The 6603-nt window shown below is 45.1% G+C and carries 9 protein-coding genes; 5 read left to right on the top strand and 4 right to left on the bottom strand.

Translation table 11 applies throughout. The annotated features are described in order from the left end of the window. Positions 1-75 precede the first annotated feature (75 nt). The 5 genes from amrA (at position 76) to A3735_RS14345 (ending at position 3045) form a co-directional block, all read left to right on the top strand. Positions 76-630, top strand: a complete 555-nt coding sequence (amrA, locus tag A3735_RS14325; protein ID WP_082880337.1) for an AmmeMemoRadiSam system protein A — start codon at positions 76-78, stop codon at positions 628-630. A 71-nt stretch (positions 631-701) separates the two neighbouring features. Further along, positions 702-1058 carry a hypothetical protein gene (locus A3735_RS14330; protein ID WP_156494819.1) on the top strand — a complete coding sequence of 119 codons (357 nt, stop codon included), beginning with the start codon at positions 702-704 and terminating at the stop codon, positions 1056-1058. An 87-nt stretch (positions 1059-1145) separates the two neighbouring features. Next, positions 1146-2294 carry a chromate efflux transporter gene (gene chrA, locus A3735_RS14335; RefSeq protein ID WP_068513329.1) on the top strand — a complete coding sequence of 383 codons (1149 nt, stop codon included), beginning with the start codon at positions 1146-1148 and terminating at the stop codon, positions 2292-2294. Between the two features lie 126 nt (positions 2295-2420). Beyond that, entirely contained in the window at positions 2421-2696 is a 276-nt protein-coding gene (locus A3735_RS14340; protein ID WP_068513326.1) for a hypothetical protein, read from the top strand. After that, entirely contained in the window at positions 2686-3045 is a 360-nt protein-coding gene (locus A3735_RS14345) for a type II toxin-antitoxin system RelE/ParE family toxin (RefSeq protein WP_068513323.1), read from the top strand. The genes A3735_RS14340 and A3735_RS14345 overlap by 11 nt, the downstream gene beginning before the upstream one ends. 170 nt (positions 3046-3215) lie before the next feature. Here A3735_RS14345 and A3735_RS14350 read toward each other — a convergent pair whose 3' ends face one another. From A3735_RS14350 to A3735_RS14365, 4 genes are all read right to left on the bottom strand, one after another. Then, a complete protein-coding gene (locus A3735_RS14350) occupies positions 3216-4235 on the bottom strand; it encodes an extracellular solute-binding protein (RefSeq protein ID WP_068513320.1) in 1020 nt (339 codons plus the stop codon). 42 nt (positions 4236-4277) lie between these two features. Continuing rightward, positions 4278-4964, bottom strand: a complete 687-nt coding sequence (locus tag A3735_RS14355) for a Fe2+-dependent dioxygenase (RefSeq protein ID WP_068513317.1) — start codon at positions 4962-4964, stop codon at positions 4278-4280. Beyond that, positions 4958-6082 carry an alpha-hydroxy acid oxidase gene (locus A3735_RS14360; RefSeq protein WP_068510882.1) on the bottom strand — a complete coding sequence of 375 codons (1125 nt, stop codon included), beginning with the start codon at positions 6080-6082 and terminating at the stop codon, positions 4958-4960. Before A3735_RS14360 ends, A3735_RS14355 begins: the two co-directional genes overlap by 7 nt. Positions 6083-6154: 72 nt before the next feature. Beyond that, a partial coding sequence (locus A3735_RS14365) for a TonB-dependent receptor domain-containing protein (RefSeq protein WP_156499669.1) occupies positions 6155-6603 on the bottom strand: 449 nt, incomplete at its 5' end.

The following is a 6603-nucleotide window of genomic DNA, read 5'->3' on the forward strand; positions in this document are numbered from 1 at the left end:
AGATAAAGATAGAGTGGTTGGCTACGGTGCTTGGAGTTTTTCCTAAGCTAGCGTATTTATAAAAGGAGAAAGGCCTTGAATGAACAGCATCAGCAGCAACTGATCGCTATAGCACAAGCATCTATCAGGCATGGTTTAGATCACGGTAGGCCTTTGTCCGTTCAAATGGGTGACTATGATGCTGAGCTAGTAAAAGAGTTTGCCAGCTTTGTTACATTGAAAATTAGCGGAGAATTACGCGGCTGTATAGGTTCTCTTCAGGCTTATCGGCCTCTAGTGCTCGATATTGCAGAGAATGCTTACCGTGCAGCATTTAATGACTCCCGCTTTTCGCCTATGTCACAGAGCGAATACGAGAAACTCCAATATCATATTTCTGTACTAAGCACCCCAGAGCCGATGCAGGTGAATTCAGAGCAAGACTTACTATCTCAACTACGTGTCGGTATAGATGGCCTGATATTGACGTTAGGTAATCGAAGAGCAACTTTTCTACCCTCTGTCTGGGAGCAGCTGCCAGATAAGTCTGATTTTTTAAATCACCTTAAAGCCAAAGCTGGATTGACGTTGGACTATTGGAATGAATCAATAGAACTTGAACGTTACACTGTAGAGAGTTTTGGTGATTAGCCCTATAGATAAGGATCTTATTAAGATAGTATTTATGACTGTTCGCAATTAAGCCCTGCCGGAGAGTCCTTTTGTTATCATCACTTTTTTCTAGAAAGCGTCCCAACAAAAAAAACGACATGCTGAATGAAGGTCTTCAGTTAGCCATGGCTTTTGGTAAGAACTGGCAGGTATCAACACAGGAACGCTTCGCTAAAAAATACCCAACTCTCTCGGCCACGGAACTGGACGAATATAATCAACTGTTTTTATCAGCGCTTAAATACGCCCATGACACAGCTTTTGTTTTGGCGACCAACTTTAAAGCGCATAACAATATCGAAAAGTTTAAGGAAATATATTGCGCAAAGTACAACTGGGTGTCAGAAGAAAATCTAAAGCCTTTATATAAACAAGGGCTGTATTATGTCGAGCGACAATTGGGCTAAGAGTAAAAGCAGGCGTTTTTACTCTTAGTCTAAATATCATGGCCCTAAATATCATTTTTCCACTTTATCTTATTCTTCTTAGCTCTTATGAAAAACGCGATATCGTTGTTTACCCAGTTCTTTATCTTAGGTTGCACTAGTTTTGGTGGGCCAGCCGCTCACTTAGGCTACTTTCGTAAAACCTTCGTTGAAAACAAAAAGTGGATTTCCGAATCTTCATATAGCCAGCTAATCGCTTTAAGCCAGTTTCTACCTGGCCCCGGATCTAGTCAGGTAGGATTCGCTATAGGCCTTCATCGTATGGGCTTACTTGGAGGAGTCTTGGCTTTTGTAGGGTTTACCCTGCCTTCTTTCCTAATCATGCTGCTAGTAGCCGTGGGTTTAACGAGCTTTGGTTCCAACGCTATTCTAGATTCTCTTATTCACGCATTTAAGTTACTTGCAGTTGCGGTAGTGGCTGACGCAGTATTATCGATGGGGAAGTCCTTTTGCCAAACTAAAACAACGCAACTACTGGCATTCGTTACATGCCTCATCATATGGCTTTTCCCCATTCCGTTTGTACAAATACTCTGTATTTCGGCTGCCGCAATGTTTGGTTTATTTTCTTTACGTAGCAAGTCTGTAGAGAAAGCTGGCCGTATCGGTTTGTCATTTTCATTCAGTACATTATTTTTTATTGTGCTCTTCGTTGTGTGCCTATCCGGCGCTCTAGATGGCTTTGCCTTGTTTTCTGAAACCTTCCTCGCTGGTAGTTTAGTCTTTGGTGGTGGCCATGTGGTGCTGCCTTTACTACAAGATTATTTCGCCCAATCCATAGGACATGAAAGCTTTATCACCGGTTATGCGGTCGCCCAAGCGTTGCCAGGGCCCTTGTTCACTTTCGCAACGTACTTAGGGGCGATGAGTTACGAGAGCCCGCTAATAGGCGCATTTATTGCTACATTGGGGATTTTCTTGCCGGGGTTCTTACTTGTCTTAGCGTTTAACCAACACTGGAAAGTTTTGGCCGAGCATCCAAGAGTGTCGGGTGCCATTGTGGGTGTTAATGCAAGCGTGGTGGGTTTATTAGCAGCAACGCTCTATAGCCCTGTATTTATTACTTCTGTAAAAGAGCCTATAGATATGGCCGTTGTCGCAAGTATTTTTGTTTTACTGCGTTCCTTCAAACTGTCAATTATTCGGATCATTCTATTGGTTCTTGTTTATGGTTTGTTACGTGCTTGGTTTTCATAAAGTAGTGTAATAAGCAAAGCCACTAAACAATCGTTACTTCCACTGCCAGGGTTCTTCTTCAATGTATTTCTAGTCAAAGGTTGCACTATCTATTAATATATATATGTGCAACTTGAGGATGATTATATGGCCAACCCAAATGTTACGTTACGAGTTTCTGGCAGCTTACGCAGCCACTTAGAAGAATGTACCGGCTTAAACGGAGAATATGAGACTCCCAGTGAGTATTTACGAGATCTTATTCGTAGAGATATGGAGCGGAAAGATTCGGCTAAGTGGGAACGTGTTAGGTCTTCTTTAAATGAAGGCTTGAGATTTGAAGAAAGCGAATTTAAACCAATAAAACGAGATGAATTTAAAAATAGAGCTTTGAAAAGAAATGGCCTAAAAAATGACGATTGAAGCTAAATACTCCCCTTTAGCCATGGCTCAGCTAGATAGTATTTGGGATTATGGTTTTCAACGATTTGGAGAAAACCAAGCTGACAAGTATATTGATGGGCTTTTTGACGCTATAGATGAAATTTCAAACACCGGTAAACACAATGGTTTAAGACCCCGAGTTTTTCCTCTTGATATGATCTCAGACATCACAACTGAAAGTATTCATTTTACTCGTTATGAGAATGAGGTGATTTACCTGAAGGAGCTTAAAAGTGGTGGGGTAGGTGTCATAAGTATACTTGGTGTAAGAATGGATACGCCGAATAGGCTCAAGGAGATATTGGCTAACCCGTTATCGGTAATTTAATAAAGCTGCGTGCTCAAAGTCAAAAATCTGCGACAGCCTTAAATCAGGACAATGAGGCCATATTGATAATGGCCTATTAGGTGTGCCTGTGGCACTTTAACGACCAAGCCGACCATGTCTGTTAAAAACAGGCTACGATTGAAAACTTCATACCCCTAGCCAGACATTGCTTACTTATACCTAGCTTTCCTCGCGATAGCATTCGCAGTGCTTTGATAAGGCGAAAACTCTTCAACATGGGTTTTGTTCTCTTTAAATTTTCCATGCTTGGCGACAGCTCGGTCCAGGTAGACTCTTCGGTGAGCCGGGTATTCCATGCTGAGTCGTGAGTATTGGGATTGTGCTTGTTTAGATAGCATCCATTCTAAAAAATCTTGCGCGAGTTCTTTATTGTCGGAATCGGCTACGACGCCTGCGCCGGTGATATCGATATGCACACCGCCGTCTTTCTGTTCAGGCCAGAAGAGTTTTATTTTTGAATTCGGGTGAGTCAAAAGGTGACGAGGCAAGTAATAGGAGTAGGCAATTGTTAGCTCACAAACTCCTGTTTCCAGTGCAGTGAATAATTCCAAGTCGTCAGATACAGGTGAATGGGCGAGATTGCTTATCCAGCCTTTCATTACCGTCTGCATTTTTGCTTCGCCATAACGGTGGCTTAGGTCTGCTAGCAGTGATTGGGAATACTCAGTTCTTGATGAGCGTAAACACAGCTTGCCTTTCCATTTACTATCGGCGAGAGCGGCGTAGGTGTTGGCATAAGTCTGCAGTTCAGATTCGCTAAGCTTTTCAGGGTGATAAGCAATCGCCTGGGCGCGTTTCGCTATTGCAAACCAGTCATCATCTTTTGAACGAAGGTGTTCAGGCAGTGTTTTTTTCAGGATACGAGAAGAGATACTGGCAAGCACGCCTTTTTGAGAGGCCAGTGACAGATTGAGTGCGCCTGTCGTTAGGAAGATATCCGCCGGGCTTTCCTCTCCTTCAGCTTCGAGCTTTCGGATGAGTGCTTCACTGCTGTTAATGGTGTAGCTGACCGAAACACCTGTTTCAGAAGCGTAGCGATTGAACATCGGTGTTAGATAACTCGCATTACGCGATGAGTACACCATAAGCTCTTCGGCTTGAGCGGGGGTGAAGCAGAAAGGAAGGCTAATACTTATCACCAGCAGTTTAAGTGGTCGAAAAAGTCTCATGTTTATGTCCGTTCGGGTGCGATGGTATTGAATAAGGCTTGCTTATGATGGGGATGCCCAGCGACGAATTAGGTTGTGATAAAGGCCGCTTAAGGTCGTGACTTGATTATGGTCAGAGCCAAGTTCCGCGCTTAGGTTTTGAATGCTTTGGTCGAGTTCATAAAGCGTTTGTCTTTGGCTATCTTCACGCACCATGCTTTGCGTCCAGAAGAACGATGCTAGGCGTTGCCCTCTTGTGACGGGGCTAACCTGATGCAAACTGGTGGAAGGGTAGAGCACCATATCCCCCGCTTCTAATTTGACACTTTGTATGCCGTACTGAGTATGAATTTGGAGCTCGCCACCTTCATATTCTTCTGGCGAATTCAGAAATAAAGTGGATGAAACATCGGTGCGCATTGTTTGAGCGGTGCCCGGTATTTGCATCAGGGAACCATCGATATGATTGCCGTAGGTTTCGCCTTCTCCGTAGCAATTAAATTTTGGCGGGAAGATTTTGTCAGGCAGTGCCGCAGAGATAAAAACAGGATGTTGAGATATCTTGCGCAGAATTTCACGGCCCAGTTGTTGAGCGGTGTCGCCCAGGTCATCGAGTTGACGATTGTGTTTGACGTGAATAGCGATGCCACCGGCGGTTTGGCTGCCATCACGCCACGAGGATTTATCCAGGGCACTTCGGAATTGCTTCACTTCTTCGCTTGATAACACTTTGGGTATGACGATTAGCATAAAGGAGTCCCCAGCTTTCTAAGGTTTGCATGACGAATTTCTTGGATTGTACGACAGCCCGTCATCGCCATGGTGTATTCAAGCTCCTCTTTGAGTAGCTTGATCAGGTGAGCGACACCTAAGGCACCGGCAATGCTTAAGGCATAGACTTGCAAACGTCCAATCAGAACGGCATCAGCGCCTAGGGCAATGGCTTTGAATATATCGGCACCACTACGAATGCCACTGTCAAAAAGAATCGGGTATTCATCGCCCAAGGCTTGGCGAATGTCGGGTAGTACCGTCAAGCTTGCGGGTACGCCATCCAGGGCTCTGCCGCCATGGTTTGACACGACGATCCCTGCGATGCCTAGATCTTTTAGGTAAGTAGCATCTTCAGTGCTCATAATGCCTTTTGCCCATACCGGGACATGGCTGATCGCAATGATTTTCTTAAGCAGCTCGAGTGAAACAGCCTTTTGAACATGCTGCTGGAAAATGCCGGCTGCTCCAGCGCTTTGAACGCCGTTATTTGGGTAGTCACTTAGGTTGACTGGGTGTAATGCTTTCGGCATTTGAAAGCCGGATCGTAGTGTTTGGTGGCTGGGTGCTTGTAGTGGTGTGTCCAGTGTTAGCATAATGGCCTGATAACCGCTTAGTAATGCTCGTTGAAGCAAGTGTAGCGTTGCCTCTTCACTGTCTTGTGCATAGAGTTGAAACCAGCGAATTGCGCCTGGCTCACTTGGGGCGGTTTCCTCTAGTTTAACGCTGGCTAAGGTGCTAGAGATTAAGCCAATACCCATGGCATCGGCGGCATGCGCAGTGGCTAGCTCGCCATCCGGGTGTACGAGTTTTTGATAGGCGACTGGTGCGAGCATAAAAGGCACGCTCAAGTCTGCTTCAGCAAATTTGATATCTGTCTTACTAGTACTCATGTCTTGCAGCAGACGAGGCTGCAATGCAAGTTGTTCGAAGGCGCTGCGATTGCGGCGAAGACTTAGGTCTTTCCCACTACCGTTGGCAATATAGTTGAATCGGTCTTTGGCAATAAAGCGTTCAGCCAAGCTCTCGTAGTCCTGAGCGCAACAGACCTCCGCGGGAATATGATCCAAGGGGGCGAGTATCGTTGTTTCCTGCATCGCTATATATTCTCTTGATGATAAAAAGGGGAAAAGTGGGTGGCAGTTCCACCCACTTTTTAGTGCAAGAGGCTATAGACTAAAGTCAAGCGTCACGCGTGCGTTGCGACGGTCGCCGATGTAATTAAAGGCGCCGGATCGGTAAGCGGCCAAGTAATAATCGGTATCGAAGATGTTGCCGACATTAAGACGCAGGCTTAGGTCCTGGCTATGCTTGTAAGTCGCGAAGGCATCAAAGACTGTGTAACCTGGAATACCTCTTTCTTCATTCGCTGCGGTATCAGGTTGGCCGACAAAACGCTCGTCTTCATAAGTGGCTGTACCACCTATCGCCCATTGTGGCGTAGCCTGATATTTCACATGTAGCGAAGCAGAGGTATCTGCAAAGTTTGCTAGGGTTTTTCCTTCATCCTCTTCGTTAATGGATTCCAATACTTCGGCATCCATCACAGCAATACCTGCAGACATACTGATTTTGTCAGTGATATTCCCCGTTAAGCCAAGTTCGATACCTTCTACTC

This window comes from Oleiphilus sp. HI0061, assembly GCF_001635675.1.